This is a genomic window from Bacillus sp. 0102A, from assembly GCF_036765155.1.
GTDB classification, from domain to species: domain Bacteria; phylum Bacillota; class Bacilli; order Bacillales; family Bacillaceae; genus Bacillus; species Bacillus subtilis_G.
Map to the genome: position 1 here is coordinate 190,260 of NZ_JBAIZW010000008.1, position 17,537 is coordinate 207,796.

A 17,537-nucleotide genomic window follows, 5' to 3' on the forward strand; every position below is an offset into this window, starting at 1 on the left:
ACGCGTTTCATAACCTATGATAGGTTTATCAAATATTTCAGGAGTGATAAACACTATGATCCACCAGCATCCAGAATCTTTTCCGAAACATTTTTTGTGGGGCTCTGCTTCTGCAGCGTACCAGATTGAAGGCGCTTGGAACGAAGAAGGCAAAGGCCCTTCTGTTTGGGACGTGTTTACAAAAATACCGGGCAAAACGTTTAAAGGAACCAACGGCGATATTGCGGTTGACCATTATCACCGTTATAAAGAAGATGTCGCTCTGATGGCTGAGATGGGCTTAAAAGCGTATCGATTTTCCGTCAGCTGGCCGCGGATTTTTCCAAAAGGAAAAGGGGAGATCAATGAAGCGGGCCTAGCGTTTTATGATCATTTGATTGATGAATTGCTTTCTCATAACATCGAGCCGGTTCTGACTTTATATCACTGGGATTTGCCTCAGGCGCTTATGGACGAATATGGCGGTTTTGAATCAAGAAACATCATAGAGGACTTTAATAACTACTGTATTACTCTTTATAAACGCTATAGAGACAGAGTGAAATACTGGGTTACGTTAAACGAACAGAACTACAATTTTAATCACGGCTTTATTACAGCCATGCATCCGCCTGGAGTGAAAGACAGAAAACGTTTTTTCGAAGCAAACCACATTGCGTTTCTGGCTAATGCGAAAGCCATTGAATCTTTTAGGGAATATGTTCCTGAAGGCAAAATTGGTCCGAGCTTTGCTTATTCGCCGGCTTATCCTCTATCAAGCCATCCAGAGGAAATACTGGCATTTGAAAATGCTGAAGAATTTATGAACAATTGGTGGCTGGATATGTACATCTGGGGAACCTACCCGCAAATTCCTTTCCGTTATTTAGAAAAACAGGGCTGGGCACCGACAATCGAAGCGGGAGATATGGAGCTGCTTGCGAAAGGGAAGCCTGATTTTATAGGTGTCAATTATTATCAGACCATCACCTATGAACGAAATCCGCTTGATGGTGTGTCAGAAGGGAAAATGAATACAACAGGCCAAAAGGGGACCAATCAGGAAACAGGGATACCCGGGGTATTCAAAACGAAAAAAAATCCGCACCTGAAAACGAGCAACTGGGATTGGACAATTGACCCAATTGGATTGCGTATCGGCCTTCGCCGCATTACAAGCCGTTATCAGCTTCCAGTGTTTATCACAGAAAACGGTTTAGGTGAGTTTGATAAGGTTGAAGACGGTACTGTGCTGGATGATTATCGAATCGATTATTTGCGTTCGCATCTTGAGCAATGCAGACAGGCCATCAGCGACGGTGTCGATTTGATCGGCTATTGCAGCTGGTCATTTACTGATCTGTTAAGCTGGCTGAACGGCTACCAAAAAAGATACGGATTCGTTTATGTCAATAGAGATGAAGAACATACACATGATTTAAAACGCTTGAAGAAAAAAAGCTTTTATTGGTACCAGAATTTGATTAAGACGAATGGAGAAAGTTTATAAAGAGTCCCTGAGAGTCATTCTCTCAGGGCTTTTTCATTACACAGAAACAGCATCAATAATATAAGTGTCGGCATGAAAATCTGACCTCTCAGCTGGTACAGTCCAGCATGTCAATTGATAGTCTCCTTTAGGAAGATCAAAGGACAGCCTTTGAGACATAATACTTTCAATTTCAATACCGTTCTCTGTGACATGAAAGGGAACAGTCACTTTTTTTTCGTAGGAGTCTACAGTTGCTGAACTGTTAAGACGCAAAAGAATAAAGGCCTTTGCATTTCTCTGCGCTTCAAAGGAAATTGCTCCGTCCGCTGAAGCATATCCTTTTTCAATGGCTTCGTCAGTCCAATCCATTACAGGAGGTGCAGAATCCTTTTGAAATACAGTAAATTGATGATATGAAATCGACAGTTCTTGCGGCTTCCATGACTTGATCAATGTGCTGTTCCTCCTCTTTTAACATGTTTACTGAATTGTGAATAAAACCTTTGTGCCGTCGGGATAATCGGTAAGCTGATGTCCAACCCAAGAGCCTGCACCGCGGTTGTCAGCGGGAGAAATATATTCTACAGAAGCCCCTTCACCGCCTTCTTTGCACATGGCCATTGGCCATTCGTCTCTGTCATACCCCGTTTTAGGAGGTACGTCTTTTAATGATTGCTCGCGGCGTTCTTCAGCTCCGTCTCTGTCGATGGTGCACACATCTGAGTGCCCCTCATTTATCGCATCCTTAATATGTTTGGCCGTTTCGGGATAACGGTCAGAAGGGAGGGCGATTGTTTCGTCATATTCTTTCGTTTGAGACGTTTTTTGATCAGTTGGGAAAAAGTCCCCCTTTATCAGGCCGACAGCTGCAGCTGCTATGACTACGATGACGAGAAGTAAAGTTTTTATGATGTCCATCGTGATGTTCACCTCCCGCTTTTAGCAACTTTAAAACTGACCCAAGAGTAATCCAGAAAGCGTTTGGTGTAAAGGTTGAAAAATTTTGTTTTACACTCATTTTATTGCTGAAATTGTAATTTTAGCAGGTCGAAATATTTGTTTTTAGTAATATGCTGTTTCTAATTTACAATAATGATACTGAGTCATCGGCCGTTTTCAGGTTGATCAATCATTTTAAATTGGCTTATGATACCGGTAAGCTCCTCAGCTAATTGGGATAGCGTTTCAGAAGCGGCAGTAATCTCTTCCATTGCAGCAAATTGCTCTTCTGTTAGTGCAGCCGCCTGCCGGGTATTTTCTGTAGATTCTTTTATGTCAGCCGTATTGGCTGCAAAGGAATCGTTTATGCTATGCGCACTGGCTGAAATGTTTGATACCGATGCTGATAAATCACTAATCTCGGCGCTGATTTCACCTGTTGCGGCTGCAATTTCCTTAAATGCATCTCTGGTGCGCTTAATCATAGTGACACCTTCTGCAGCCTCTGTTTTCACATGCTCAACAGATCTAGCAGATAGGTTCATATCATTTTGTATTTCTGTAACCAGTTTTGAAATCTGTTCCGCAGATTGTTGAGATTCTTCCGCTAATTTACGTACTTCATCGGCAACAACTGCAAAGCCTTTGCCATGTTCACCGGCTCTGGCAGCTTCAATCGCTGCATTCAGCGCAAGGAGGTTTGTCTGATCGGCAATTTGGGTGATGACGGATAAAATGTGTTCAATTTGTTTAGAGCGACCGTCCAGCTGTTGTATGATTTCTCCGCTTTTCTGAATCGAATGGTGAATCGCATCCATTTGTGCCTGTACATTTAGAACTTCCTTTTGCCCAATATCGGCTTTTGTTTGCGCAAGCTGTCCTTTGTCAGCAATTGCAGCCGTATTTGAAGAAATATCCCGGATGTCTGCTGAAGCTTGTTTTAGTGAGCTTTCACTGTTTTCAATTCGGTTGATCTGATGCTGAGCCCCGTTTGCAATGTGCTGTACAGTCTCTGTGATCTTTTCTGAAGCTTGATTTGTTTCCTCTGCTCCGGCTGAGAGCTGCTGAGAGGCGGATGCAAGCTGAAGGGCTGATTGCTGCACAGTCTGGATGGTATCGTTCAGTTTCATTCTCATCTTATTGTAATAGACGCTGAGTTCTGATAGCTCGTCACCGGATTTGTCTGACACCTCTATTGTCATATCTCCGTTTCCGGCGCTTTCAAAGGCGAATTTTAAAGCGTTCAGCCGCTTATTGATCCTTCTGGTGAAAAGCAGGACAAGGATGACTGATACAATAATGACGATAACAAGAACGATAGCGAATTGAGTGAAGAGTGATTGCGTAAGTGATGCTAAAATGCTTTGATTGGCTCCTGTATACAGCATGCCGATGATATTCCCGTTTTGATCTTTTAAAGGCATGTATGCCGTCTGATAAGAAGAGCCTGCTACGTCTGCTTGTCCGTAGAATCGTTTTCCATTCTTCAAAACAGCGTCAGTAACTTCATTAGAAGCCTGAGTGCCAACAGCTCTTTCGCCGTTCTTCATGACATTGGTTGCAACACGAGTATTTCCTTGGAAAATAGTAACGGTATCACCTGTTTTTTCGCCAAGCAGATCAACGATATCTTCATTTCCGTTGATTAGTGTTTGCCCTTTATAAAGCTCATTGTTTTTTACATGCCAGTCCCCTGAAATGACATCATCAATATAAACGCTGCTTAAAGCGAGATCGCCTTTCGCTTTTTCAGTCGCCATTTGTTTCATGCTGTCTGTAATGTCTTTAAGCATTACAATACCGACTGATATCGAAAACAAAAGAATAATCACGAAAACCAGACAGAGAATTTTAGTTCCGAGCTTAAGCTTTAGTTGTTTTAACAACATAATTCCTCCTTTTTATGATTTGTGGGTCATATTACTTATCGGGTTTTTGGATCTATAGGTTTATTTTTAGAAAATATAAAAACCGGCCTGATCGCCAGGCCGGTTGTGTTACACTATTCTAGGTTTGCGTGGTAAGTGAACATGGTTTCAGAATTGAGTCCTTTTTTCTCCATGAGTTTTAAAATCACTGCATCATAGAATAGCAGTAAAGTTTGCTCAAATAATGAACCCATTGGCTGAATGGTTTTATCGCTTCCGTTTGACCGGTCTTTAGGAGAACCGGGCATTTTAACGATGAGATCCGCTTGTTTGCCAATGCTTGATTCCGGATTGATGGTTAAAGCGGCAACAGCCCCGTGTAAGCTTTTTGCTTTTGCTGCTGTATGGATCAGGCTCTTTGTCTCGCCTGATCCTGAGCCGATAATGACGAGATCTCCTTTGCGGAGCGGGGGAGTGAGAATCTCACCGACGATCTGAGCGTTGAAGCCCATGTGCCTCAATCTCATTGCGAAGGATTTTGCCATCAGGCCAGACCGCCCCGCTCCCGCAGTGAAAATTTGATTGGAAGAGAGAATGTGATCGGCAAGCTGATCTGCTTCTTCATCAGAAATATAAGCCGCTGAACGGTGTAACTCATTAAGAATTTCCGTTACGTATTCAGTCGTTTTCATATCATTATCCTTGGGCAATAAGCTGCTTCATTTTTGAAGCTGTTTCCGCTTTATCGGCTGCGCTTGTAATTCCGCCCCCAACAATGACAAGGTCTGGCTTTTGTTTGACCACTTCTGGCAATGTATCAATTTTGATGCCGCCCGCAATTGCGGTTTTTGCGTTTTTAACGGTATTTTTGATAGTCGTTAATTCTTCGAAAGAGTTTTTGCCCTCTGCTTGAAGATCATATCCAGTGTGGACGCAGATGTAGTCAACACCGAGTGCGTCAATTTCTTTTGCACGGGATTCAATATCTTTTACGTTAATCATGTCCACTAAGATTTTCTTCTTCTGTTTTTTAGCTTCTTCTACTGCTCCTTTAATTGTTGCATCGTCTGTAGCCCCTAAAACGGTGATGATGTCAGCGCCTGCTTCCGACGCTTTCATGATCTCGTATCCGCCGGCATCCATAATTTTGAGGTCTGCTAGAACCTTCAATTGCGGAAATGCCTCTTTTACTTCTTTAACGGCTCTGAGGCCTTCATTAATGACAACCGGTGTTCCGATCTCTACCACGTCGATGTATTGTTCCACTTCTTTGACGAGCTCGATGGCTTCCGGGATATTTACGAGGTCTAATGCTAGCTGTAATTCCATTGTTGATCCACTCCCTTTTCGAATTATTTTTCATTCTATAGGTTCTCTCTTTTGATGAGAAGTAGGCACTTTAAAGTCAACTAGTTACTTGGAGGATACTATGAGAAGAGGCAATCAGATTTCTTTCGCTTGGTTTTATGAGTGAGTATAATAATAAGGAGTCTGCAAATAAAGTAAGTGATGATACGTATCTAACATATAAAAAGTATGCTAAGGGGGGGATTACTTTTGAGCCGGATGGACGACAAAAAGTTTAACTGTGAGAAGGAATTAACGCTTGCAGTGATCGGCGGTAAATGGAAAATGCTCATTTTGTGGCATTTAGGAAAAGAAGGTACAAAACGGTTCAATGAATTAAAAGCTTTGATTCCTGATATTACGCAGAAGATCCTCGTGAATCAGCTGAGAGAGCTTGAGCAGGATATGATTGTTCACAGAGAAGTGTATCCGGTTGTCCCGCCGAAGGTTGAATATTCCTTGACCCCGCAAGGAGAAAGCCTGATGCCTATTCTTGATGCTATGTATGAGTGGGGGAAAGGTTATATGGAATTGATTGATATCGATAAAAATGTCATTAAGGAATCATTGTAAGGCGCTCTTCGCAGGGGTGTCTTTTTTTTTCGGTTTTTGCGCGGTAACAGAGGGGATGTATAGATTGTAAATGGCTTTCAGCAATTAAAGGAATTGAAAGGAGCAATACGTTTTAAGAATTTTTATTTTTCTGTAAATAATGTTAAGTGGAAATTGTTGCGGTATCCCGCAAAAATATCCCAGTAAATAAACTGGAATCTTTCGGTATCCCGCATGAAACTTTTCACCTATTTTTCGGTGATAAAAACATTTTTTTCATTTAAAGTGAACGGTAGCAATGTAAAAAAATATTGAAAACAATGAATAAATAGCCAAAAATGTTTCGGGTTAGGATGAAGGGTTTTGCGGTCTTTATCCGCTTGTGTTAAACGCCGCAAAGATGATTGATGGCAGCCGTTTTGATAGCGGCAATCTGTTTTGTGTTTGGATGCAATGCTTTTTAAGCGTAGTACTTTGGGCTTTTTCGGCTGTTAGTTCATAAGAATTAAGCGCTTATATGGATAAGAAAGGGAAATACGCTGCACATGTTCACTGCTTATTGAAGATTAGGGGAGGTATGACAATATGGAAATAACTTTTTACCCTTTAACGGATGCGCAAAAACGAATTTGGTATACAGAAAAATTTTATCCTCATACAAGTATTTCAAATCTTGCGGGGATTGGTAAGCTGGTTTCAACTGAAAAGGTTGACTGGGTGCTGGTTGAGCAGGCGATTCAAGAGTTTATCCGCAGAAATCACGCCATGCGCCTTCGTTTGCGGCTCGATGAAAACGGGGAGCCTGTTCAATATATAAGCGAGTATCGGCCTGTTGATATAAAACATACTGACACCACTGGAGATTCGAATGCGATAGAGTCTATTTCACAATGGAGCCGGGAGGAAACGAAAAAGCCTTTGCCGCTTTACGATTGTGATTTGTTCCGTTTTTCCATGTTCACGATAAAGGAAAATGAAGTGTGGTTTTACGCAAATGTTCATCACGTGATTTCTGATGGGATCTCTATGAATATTCTCGGAAATGCGATTATGCACATTTATTTAGAATTAGCCGGCGGTTCAGAAACAAACGAAGGAATCACGCATTCATTTATCGATCATGTTTTATCTGAACAGGACTATGCTCAATCGAAGCGGTTTGAAAAGGACAAGGCGTTTTGGAACAAGCAATTCGAATCGGTGCCTGAACTTGTTTCCCTGAAGCGGAATGCTCCTGCGGGAGGAAGCTTAGATGCTGAGAGGTTCTCTAAAGATGTGCCTGAAGCGCTTCATCAGCAGATTCTGTCCTTTTGTGAGGCAAATAAGGTCAGTGTTCTTGCGGTGTTTCAATCGGTGCTCGCCGCCTATTTGTACAGAGTCAGCGGCCAGAATGATGTCGTGACGGGAACCTTTATGGGCAACCGTACAAATGCGAAAGAGAAGCAGATGCTTGGCATGTTTGTTTCCACAGTTCCGCTCCGGACAAACATTGACGGCGGGCAGGCGTTCTTAGACTTTGTCAAAGACCGGATGAAGGATCTCATGAAAACACTTCGTCACCAAAAGTACCCGTATAACCTCCTGATCAACGATTTGCGTGAAACAAAGAGCTCTCTGACCAAGCTGTTTACGGTTTCTCTTGAATATCAGGTGATGCAGTGGCAGAAAGAAGAAGAACTTGCATTTTTGACTGAACCGATTTTCAGCGGAAGCGGATTAAATGATGTCTCGATTCATGTAAAGGATCGATGGGATACTGGGAAGCTTACCATTGATTTTGATTACCGCACTGATTTGTTTTCACGTGAAGAAATCAACATTGTTTGTGAACGCATGATTACGATGCTCGAGAATGCGTTATCGCATCCAGATCATACAATTGATGAATTAACGCTGATTTCTGAAGCGGAGAAAGAAAAGCTGCTTGAGAGGGCCGGCGGTAAATCTGTCAGCTATCGTAAGGATATGACGATTCTAGAGCTGTTCCAAGAAAAGGCTGAGCTGCTTCCTAATCATCCGGCGGTTGTGTTTGAAGATCGAACATTGTCCTATCGAACGTTACATGAACAATCTGCGCGCATTGCCAATGTGCTGAAACAGAAAGGGGTTGGACCGGACAGTCCTGTCGCGGTTCTGATTGAACGCTCTGAACGGATGATTACGTCTATCATGGGGATTTTAAAGGCTGGCGGAGCCTATGTGCCGATTGATCCCGGATTTCCGGAGGAGCGCGTTCAATATATCTTGGAGGACTGCGGTGCGAATGTCATCCTGACTGAATCGAAGGTGGGGGCTCCTGCAACTGGTGCTAAGCTGATTGATTTCGATGAGGCGATTGAGGAAGGTGCAGACGAAAACCTTAATGCAGATGTGAACGCACGGAACCTCGCTTACATTATTTACACATCGGGAACAACCGGACGTCCGAAAGGCGTTATGATCGAGCATCGCCAGGTTCATCATTTGGTTGAATCTTTGCAGCAGACGGTTTACCAAAGCGGCAGCCAAACGCTGCGGATGGCATTGCTTGCGCCGTTCCACTTTGATGCGTCAGTGAAGCAGATTTTCGCGTCGCTTCTTTTGGGACAGACTCTTTACATCGTACCGAAGAAAACAGTGACGAATGGGTCTGCTCTTGCCGCGTATTATCGCAGGCACAACATTGAGGCAACGGACGGGACACCAGCCCACCTGCAAATGCTGATCGCGGCGGGCGATCTCGGCGGCCTCAAACTGAAGCATATGCTGATCGGAGGAGAGGGTCTATCGTCTGTTGTTGCGGACAAGCTGCTAAAGCTGTTTAAAGAAGCAGGCGCGGCGCCGCGTTTGACCAATGTGTACGGGCCGACTGAAACGTGTGTTGACGCGTCCGTTCATCCGGTTATCCCGGAGAGTGCTGTTCAATCAGCGTATGTGCCGATCGGGAAAGCGCTGGGGAATAACCGCTTATATATTTTAGACCAAAAAGGCCGACTGCAGCCGGAAGGCGTGGCGGGCGAGCTTTACATCGCTGGCGATGGTGTCGGCCGAGGCTATTTGCATTTGCCAGAATTGACGGCTGAAAAGTTTTTACAAGATCCATTTGTGCCAGGCGATCGCATGTACCGGACCGGAGACGTGGTGCGCTGGCTGCCAGATGGAACAATCGAATATTTAGGAAGAGAGGATGACCAAGTAAAAGTCCGCGGATACCGGATTGAACTTGGGGAAATTGAGGCTGTGATTCAGCAGGCGCCGGACGTTGCAAAAGCCGTTGTTTTGGCACGACCTGACGAACAGGGAAATCTTGAGGTTTCCGCATATGTTGTGCAGAAGCCTGGCAGCGAGTTTGCTCCGGCCAGCCTGCGGGAGCACGCGGCCAGACAGCTTCCTGACTATATGGTGCCGGCTTACTTTACTGAAATGACAGAAATCCCGCTCACGCCAAGCGGCAAAGTCGACCGCCGCCAGCTGTTTGCACTAGAGGTGAAGGCGGTCAGCAGCACGGCCTATACGGCGCCTCGCAATGAGACGGAGAACGCAATCGCAGCCATTTGGCAGGGTGTGCTGAATGTTGAGAAGGCGGGGATCTTTGACAATTTCTTTGAAACGGGCGGACATTCATTGAAGGCCATGACGCTTTTAACAAAGATTCATAAGGAAACAGGCGCTGACATTCCGCTTCAATACTTGTTTGAGCATCCGACGATTGCGGCTCTTGCAAAGGAAGCCGAACACAGAGAAAGCCGGGAATTTGCAGCGATTGAACCTGCTGAAAAACAGGAGCATTACCCGCTTTCGTTGGCACAGCAGCGAACTTATATCGTCAGCCAGTTTGAGGATGCGGGTGTCGGCTACAACATGCCTGCGGCAGCGATTTTGGAAGGGCCTTTAGAGATTCAAAAGCTGGAGCGCGCATTTCAAGGGTTAATCCGCCGCCACGAGTCTTTAAGAACGTCATTTATTCTTGAAAGCAACACGCCGAGACAGAACATTCATAACAGCGTTGATTTCAACATCGAGATAGTTGAAAGAGGCGGCCGCTCTGATGAAGCTATTATGACTTCATTCGTCCGGAGATTTGACTTGGCAAAAGCGCCGCTGTTCAGAATCGGCTTGATGGAGCTTGAAGAGAATCGTCATATGCTGATGTTTGACATGCATCATTTGATTTCTGACGGTGTGTCTATTGGCATATTATTGGAGGAGTTAGCACGGGTATACAAAGGCGACCAGCTTCCTGAGCTTCGACTTCAGTATAAGGACTACGCCGTGTGGCAAAGCGGCCAGGCTGCTGAAGGATACCGGAAGGACGGGGCGTATTGGAAGGAAGTCTTTGCGGGCGAGCTTCCGGTGCTTCAGCTACTGTCCGATTATCCGAGACCGCCTGTTCAAAGTTTTGAAGGGGATCGGGTGTCAATCAAGCTGGATGCGGGATTAAAGGATCGCTTACATCGTTTAGCTGAACAAAATGGCGCCACGCTGTATATGGTGATGCTGTCCGCTTACTATACGCTTTTGTCAAAGTATACGGGACAGGATGACATCATTGTCGGAACGCCGTCAGCGGGCAGAAACCACTCTGATACAGAGGGCATTGTCGGGATGTTCGTCAATACGCTCGCGATACGCAGTGAAGTGAAGCAGGACGAGACGTTTACCCATTTGATCACGCGTGTCCGTAAACAGGTGCTGGATGCCTTTTCTCATCAGGACTATCCGTTTGAGTGGCTTGTTGAAGACTTGAACATTCCGCGTGATGTAAGCAGACATCCGCTGTTTGACACGATGTTCAGCCTTCAAAATGCGACAGAGGGTATTCCGTCTGTCGGCGATCTGGCCTTGTCTGTTCATGAGACCAACTTCAAGATTGCCAAATTTGATTTGACGGTACAGGCGAGAGAAACGGATGAAGGCATTGAGCTTGATTTGGACTACAGCACGAAGCTGTTTAAACAAAGCACGGCTGAAAGGCTGCTTACACATTTTGCGCGTGTGCTAGAAGATGCCGCGGCTGAGCCTGAGAAACAGATATCTGAATACAAGCTTCTTTCTGAAGAGGAGGCTGCTTCGCAAATTCAACAGTTTAACCCGGGAAGAACACTTTATCCGAAAGACAAAACGATTGTTCAGCTGTTTGAAGAGCAAGCAGCGAAAACGCCAGACTATCCTGCACTTCAATATGAAGGCGAATCACTCACTTATCGTGAGCTGAATGAACGGGCCAATCGTTTAGCCCGCGGAATTCTTTCTTGTGGAGCAGGAGAAGGAAGAACAGCGGCTGTCTTATGCGAGCGGTCAATGGACATGATTGTGTCGATTCTCGCGGTTTTAAAAGCTGGCTCGGCTTATGTTCCGATTGATCCGGAACATCCGGTTCAGCGGATGCAGCATTTCTTCCGCGACAGCGGAGCGAAGGTGCTTCTCACCCAGAAAAAATTAAAGGCTTTAGCAGAAGAAGCCGAATTTGGCGGCGTTATCGTACTTGCAGATGAGGAAGAAAGCTATCATGCTGATGCGCAAAATCTCGCACTGCCTCTTCATTCAGCGGCAATGGCCAACCTGACGTATACGTCAGGAACGACAGGGACACCAAAGGGAAATATCGTGACACATGCCAATATTCTGCGCACGGTGAAGGAAACGAATTATCTCAGCATTACAGAACAGGATACGATTCTCGGGCTTTCCAATTACGTGTTTGACGCGTTTATGTTTGATATGTTCGGTTCTTTGTTAAACGGAGCCAAGCTTGTGCTGATACCGAAAGAAACCGTTTTGGATATGGCTCGCCTGTCTCGTGTCATTGAGCGGGAGAACATCAGCATACTCATGATTACAACGGCTTTGTTCCACCTGCTTGTCGACTTGAATCCGGCGTGCTTGTCAACGTTGCGCAAGATTATGTTTGGCGGGGAGCGGGCTTCGGTTGAGCATGTCAGAAAGGCTTTGCAAACGGTTGGAAAAGGCAAGCTCCTTCACATGTACGGACCGTCTGAAAGCACGGTTTTCGCGACGTATCATCCGGTTGATGAATTGGAGGAGCACACACTGTCTGTGCCGATTGGAAAACCGGTCAGCAATACGGAAGTATACATCCTTGACCGGGCGGGACACGCGCAGCCTGCCGGGATCGCCGGGGAGCTTTGCGTCAGCGGCGAAGGCCTCGTGAAAGGCTATTACAACCGCCCCGAACTGACTGAGGAGAAATTCGTTCCGCATCCGTTTACCTCCGGCGAACGCATGTATAAAACAGGTGACCTTGCCAGATGGCTGCCGAATGGCGACATCGAATTTATCGGGCGGATCGACCATCAGGTGAAAATTCGCGGACAGCGCATCGAGCTTGGGGAAATCGAACATCAGCTGCAAACCCACGACCGCGTGCAGGAGACTGTCGTGCTTGCTGTTGATCAAGGAGCGGGAGACAAGCTGCTCTGCGCGTACTTTGTTGCAGAGGGAGAAATCTCATCTCAAGAGCTGAGAGAGTATGCGGCGAAGGATCTGCCGGCTTACATGGTTCCTGCTGTGTTTATTCAAATGGACGAGCTGCCGCTGACCGGGAACGGAAAAATCGACCGGAGAGCGCTGCCGCTTCCTGATGCCAGCGTCTCAAGAGGTGTTTCATATGTAGCGCCTCGAAATGAAACGGAACAAAAAGTCGCAAACATTTGGGAGCAGGTGCTTCAGGCTGAAAAGGTCGGCGTTTATGACCAATTCTTTGATATCGGTGGACATTCATTAGCAGGCATGAAGATGCTTGCCCTGATTCATCAGGAACTGGGTGTTGAGCTGTCACTCAAAGATCTCTTCCAGTCACCGACGGTTGAGGGCTTAGCAGAGGTGATTGCCTCTGCTGAAAAAGGGGCGGCCATCAGCATCAGCCCGGCAAAGAATCAAGATACGTATCCTGTATCTTCACCGCAAAAACGGATGTACGTGCTCCAGCAGCTTGAAGGAGCGCAAACGAGCTATAACATGCCTGCGGTTCTGCGCCTTGCAGGTGAGCTTGATGTTGAAAGGCTTAACAGCGTCATGCAGCAGTTGATGAACCGCCATGAAGCCTTTAGAACCACGTTTGAAATAAAAGATGGAGAAACGGTGCAGCGGATCTGGGAAGAAGCTGAATGTGAGATGGCCTATTTTGAAGCCGCAGAAGAAGAGACAGAGCGGATCGTTTCTGAATTTATCAAGCCTTTCCAAATCGATCGGCTTCCGCTGTTCAGAATGGGGCTGATCAAGCTTTCAGAAACTGAGCATCTGCTGCTGTTTGATATGCACCATATTATTTCAGACGGAGCGTCTGTCGGCGTGCTGATTGAGGAGCTTTCGAAGTTGTACGACGGAGAAACCCTTGAGCCGCTCAGCATTCAATATAAGGATTATGCCGTGTGGCAGCAGCAGTTCATTCAGTCCGAGCTTTACAAGAAGCAAGAGGAGCATTGGCTGAAGGAGCTGAACGGAGAGCTGCCAGTGCTGACGCTTCCGACTGACTGCAGCAGGCCTGCCGTTCAAACATTTGAGGGAGACCGCATTGCATTTTCATTAGAAGCAGGAAAAGCTGATGCTCTGCGCAGACTTGCAAAAGAAACGGATTCCACGCTGTACATGGTGCTTCTGGCTTCATACAGTGCGTTTTTATCGAAGCTAAGCGGTCAGCACGATATTATCGTCGGTTCACCTGTAGCCGGGCGCTCTCAAACAGACGTCAGCCGCGTTATCGGAATGTTCGTCAATACATTGGCGTTGCGTACGTATCCGAAGGGTGAAAAGACGTTTGCTGACTATCTTAGTGAAGTGAAAGAAACCGCGCTTAATGCTTTTGATGCGCAGGATTATCCGCTTGAGGAGCTGATCGGAAACGTACAGGTGCAGCGTGACACGAGCAGAAATCCGTTATTCGATGCCGTATTTTCGATGCAAAATGCAAATATCAAGGATCTAACGATGAAAGGGATTCAGCTGGAACCGTATCCGTTTAAACGGAAAACGGCGAAGTTTGACATCACGCTGACGGCTGATGAAACGGACGGAGGGCTTACGTTCGTACTTGAATACAACACAGCGCTGTTTAAGCCGGAAACAATCGAACGATGGAAGCGATACTGGATGCAGCTTCTAGATGCTGTCACCGGCAACCCGAACCAGCCGCTTTCCAGCCTGTCACTCGTCACCGAAACAGAAAAACAAACGCTTCTCGAGGCCTGGAAAGGCAAAACATTGCCTGTGCCGACAGATAAAACCGTTCATCAGCTATTCGAAGAAACGGCTCAGCGCCACAAAGACCGCCCGGCTGTCACATACAATGGCCAGTCGTGGACGTACGGCGAGCTGAATGCCAAGGCGAATCGTCTTGCCCGGATTTTGATCGACTGCGGGATCAGCGCGGATGAGCGCGTCGGTGTTCTCACGAAGCCGTCGCCTGAAATGTCCGCCGCGGTGCTCGGCGTCTTAAAGGCGGGAGCGGCGTTTGTGCCGATTGACCCTGACTATCCGGATCAGCGGATTGACTACATTTTACAAGACAGCGGCGCGAAGATTCTCTTGAAACAGGAAGGCATCGCAGTGCCGGACAGCTATACGGGAGAGGTCATTCTTCTTGATGGTGACCGCACGATTTTAAGCCTGCCGCTTGATGAAAACGACGAGGAAGATCCGCTCACAGCTACAAAAGCGGAGAACCTCGCGTACATGATTTACACGTCAGGAACGACCGGTCAGCCGAAGGGTGTCATGGTCGAGCACCATGCGCTTGTGAACCTGTGCTTTTGGCACCATGACGCGTTCAGCATGACAGAGGAGGACCGCAGTGCGAAGTACGCGGGCTTTGGATTCGACGCCTCCATTTGGGAGATGTTCCCGACGTGGACAATCGGCGCCGAGCTTCACGTCATTGATGAAGCGATCCGCCTTGATATCGTCCGCCTGAACGACTACTTCGAAACGAACGGCGTAACGATCACGTTCCTGCCGACGCAGCTGGCGGAACAGTTCATGGAGCTTGAGAACACGTCACTCCGCGTCCTCTTGACCGGAGGAGACAAGCTGAAACGCGCGGTCAAACAGCCGTACACGCTCGTCAACAACTACGGGCCGACAGAAAACACAGTCGTTGCCACAAGCACAGAGATCAATCCGGAGGAAGGCTCACTTTCCATCGGGCGGGCGATCGCCAATACGAGAGTATACATTCTCGGCGAAGGCAATCAGGTGCAGCCGGAAGGCGTGGCCGGAGAGCTTTGTGTAGCGGGACGCGGATTGGCGCGCGGCTATCTGAACAAGGAAGACGAAACCGCGAAGCGGTTTGTCGCCGATCCGTTTGTGCCGGGTGAACGCATGTACCGCACCGGCGATTTGGTGAAATGGGTGAACGGCGGTATCGCATACATCGGCCGGATCGACCAGCAGGTCAAGGTCCGCGGCTACCGGATCGAGCTCTCAGAAATTGAAGTCCAGCTTGCCCAGCTTTCTGAGGTGCAGGATGCGGCGGTGACAGCCGTGAAGGATAAAGGCGGCAATACAGCGATCGCGGCGTACGTGACACCGGAAACAGCTGACATAGAAGCACTGAAATCAGCACTGAAAGAAACCTTGCCGGATTACATGATCCCGGCGTTCTGGGTGACGCTGAATGAACTTCCGGTTACGGCAAACGGCAAAGTAGACCGCAAATCCCTTCCTGAGCCGGACATCGAAGCGGGGAGCGGGGAATACAAAGCGCCAACAACCGACATGGAAGAGCTGCTTGCCGGCATTTGGCAGGACGTGCTCGGCATTTCGGAGATCGGTGTCAGTGACAATTTCTTCTCACTCGGCGGAGATTCCATCAAAGGAATTCAGATGGCGAGCCGCTTGAACCAGCACGGCTGGAAGCTGGAAATGAAAGATCTCTTCCAACATCCGACAATCGAGGAGCTCACCCAATACGTGGAGCGTGCCGAAGGCAAACAGGCGGACCAAGGGCCTGTGGAAGGCGAAGCCATTCTGACGCCGATTCAGCGCTGGTTCTTTGAAAAGAACTTCACAAACAAGCACCACTGGAACCAATCGGTGATGCTTCACGCCGCGAAGGGCTTTGACCCTGAACGGGTGGAGAAAACGCTGAAGGCGCTGATCGAACACCATGACGCGCTCCGCATGGTTTATCGTGAGAAAACGAAAGAGGTCGTTCAATATAACAGAGGACTTGATGCTGCTTTAGCTCAATTGGAGATCATCCAAATTGAGGGCCAAGCGAAAGATCATGAAGATCGTATAGAGAGAGAAGCGGAACGGCTGCAAAGCAGCATTGGCTTACAGGAAGGCGGCTTGTTAAAAGCTGGCTTGTTCCAAGCGGAAGATGGAGACCACTTGCTTCTTGCCATTCACCACTTAGTGGTAGACGGCGTGTCGTGGCGGATTTTACTGGAGGATTTCGCCGCGGTTTATACACAGCTTGAGCAAGGCAATGAACCGGTCCTCCCACAGAAAACACATTCATTTGCGGAGTATGCGGAGAGATTGCAAGACTTCGCGAATTCCAAAGCCTTTTTGAAAGAAAAAGAGTATTGGAGACAGCTTGAAGAACAGACTGTTCCGGCAAAGCTTCCGAAGGATCGCGAATCTGGTGATCAGCGAATGAAACATACAAAGACAATCGAATTCTCGCTGACTGCTGAAGAGACAGAACAGCTCACCACAAAGGTGCATGAGGCATATCACACAGAAATGAATGATATTTTGCTGACGGCATTCGGATTGGCGATGAAGGAGTGGACAGGTCAGGATCGAGTAAGTGTTCATTTAGAGGGGCATGGACGTGAAGAAATCATAGAAGACCTGACCATTTCCCGCACAGTCGGCTGGTTTACGAGCATGTACCCGATGGTGCTCGATATGAAGCATGCGGATGATCTGGGCTACCAGCTGAAGCAAATGAAAGAAGATATCAGACATGTACCGAATAAGGGAGTCGGATACGGCATTCTGCGCTATCTGACAGCACCGGAACACAAAGAAGATGTGGCGTTCTCGCTTCAGCCGGATATCAGCTTTAACTATTTAGGACAGTTTGATGACATGTCGGACGCAGGCTTGTTCAAGAGATCAGAGCTGCCGTCAGGACAGTCGTTAAGCCCGGAAACAGAAAAACCGAACGCGCTCGATGTTGTCGGATATATCGAAAACGGAAAACTGACGATGTCACTGGCCTATCATTCTCTTGAATTTCATGAAAAAACGATACAAACATTCAGCGACAGCTTTAAAGCCCATCTACTCAGAATCATTGAACATTGCCTATCTCAAGATGGAACGGAACTGACGCCGAGTGACCTTGGCGACGACGATTTGACGCTGGATGAACTAGATAAATTAATGGAAATTTTCTAATAGAGGTGGCA

Annotated in this window: 8 protein-coding genes; 3 read left to right on the plus strand and 5 right to left on the minus strand. The window is 47.0% G+C overall.

Translation table 11 applies throughout. The features are described 5' to 3' along the window. Nucleotides 1-55: 55 nt before the first annotated feature. Nucleotides 56-1,489 (plus strand): 6-phospho-beta-glucosidase, encoded by a 1,434-nt coding sequence (gene bglC / locus V6D41_RS18165; RefSeq protein WP_333519177.1) that lies wholly within the window; start codon nt 56-58, stop codon nt 1,487-1,489. A gap of 36 nt (nt 1,490-1,525) precedes the next feature. On the opposite strand, the gene V6D41_RS18170 is transcribed toward bglC, so the two are convergent. From V6D41_RS18170 to hxlA, 5 genes are all read right to left on the minus strand, one after another. Then, on the minus strand, nt 1,526-1,924 hold the full coding sequence (locus V6D41_RS18170; protein WP_333519178.1) for a competence protein ComJ: 399 nt from the start codon (nt 1,922-1,924) through the stop codon (nt 1,526-1,528). A 27-nt stretch (nt 1,925-1,951) separates the two neighbouring features. Then, nucleotides 1,952-2,401 (minus strand): DNA-entry nuclease, encoded by a 450-nt coding sequence (gene nucA / locus V6D41_RS18175; RefSeq protein WP_148962957.1) that lies wholly within the window; start codon nt 2,399-2,401, stop codon nt 1,952-1,954. A gap of 173 nt (nt 2,402-2,574) precedes the next feature. Next, on the minus strand, nt 2,575-4,299 hold the full coding sequence (tlpC, locus tag V6D41_RS18180; protein WP_333519179.1) for a methyl-accepting chemotaxis protein TlpC: 1,725 nt from the start codon (nt 4,297-4,299) through the stop codon (nt 2,575-2,577). Between the two features lie 113 nt (nt 4,300-4,412). Beyond that, nucleotides 4,413-4,970: a 6-phospho-3-hexuloisomerase gene (gene hxlB / locus V6D41_RS18185; RefSeq protein ID WP_333519180.1), complete on the minus strand. Its 558-nt coding sequence runs from the start codon at nt 4,968-4,970 to the stop codon at nt 4,413-4,415. A gap of 4 nt (nt 4,971-4,974) precedes the next feature. Beyond that, complete coding sequence (gene hxlA, locus V6D41_RS18190; RefSeq protein WP_087993171.1) at nt 4,975-5,607, minus strand: 3-hexulose-6-phosphate synthase; 633 nt, start codon at nt 5,605-5,607, stop codon at nt 4,975-4,977. Nucleotides 5,608-5,835: 228 nt separating this feature from the next. Here hxlA and hxlR point away from each other — a divergent pair, with 228 nt between their 5' ends. Next, the gene (gene hxlR / locus V6D41_RS18195; RefSeq protein ID WP_087993172.1) at nt 5,836-6,198 is read left to right on the plus strand and encodes a transcriptional activator HxlR; all 363 of its coding nucleotides are present in this window, start codon (nt 5,836-5,838) and stop codon (nt 6,196-6,198) included. Nucleotides 6,199-6,762: 564 nt separating this feature from the next. After that, nucleotides 6,763-17,526, plus strand: a complete 10,764-nt coding sequence (gene srfAA, locus V6D41_RS18200; protein WP_333519181.1) for a surfactin non-ribosomal peptide synthetase SrfAA — start codon at nt 6,763-6,765, stop codon at nt 17,524-17,526. Nucleotides 17,527-17,537: the final 11 nt, after the last annotated feature.